Source organism: Anabaena sp. CCY 9613 (genome assembly GCF_963920895.1).
In the GTDB taxonomy this organism is placed as follows: domain Bacteria; phylum Cyanobacteriota; class Cyanobacteriia; order Cyanobacteriales; family Nostocaceae; genus Cyanocohniella.
Genome location: NZ_CAWUDE010000067.1, coordinates 1 through 261, shown reverse-complemented (window position 1 = coordinate 261; position 261 = coordinate 1). Strand labels below are relative to the sequence as shown.

The window sequence follows — 261 nt, the reverse complement described above, 5'->3', positions numbered from 1 at the left end:
AGAGTTTGCGGTCATAACCATCGGTCCCGTCCACCCAGGCGGCCGCCGCATGGGCCACACGCGCCTCCGGTCCCGGCCAGTAGCGGTCGATGCGCGAGTTCACGGTCCGGACGACCTCGCATGGCAGGGGCTGTTTGGACGAACACTCATCCAGAACCCGCTGACGCTGACGCCCGCCCTCACCCAGCCAGGCGACGTAGAAGGCGCCGTTGCGGTCGCGGATCACCGCCATGGAGGACTTGTTCCATTCGCCCGCAGACG

1 protein-coding gene is annotated in these 261 nt (G+C 67.4%); it reads right to left on the bottom strand.

Annotation, left to right across the window (positions count from 1 at the left end; genetic code table 11):
* The coding region (locus ACM0OT_RS23835) for a hypothetical protein (RefSeq protein WP_414566847.1) at nt 1-232 on the bottom strand (232 nt) is incomplete at its 3' end.
* Nucleotides 233-261 lie beyond the last annotated feature (29 nt).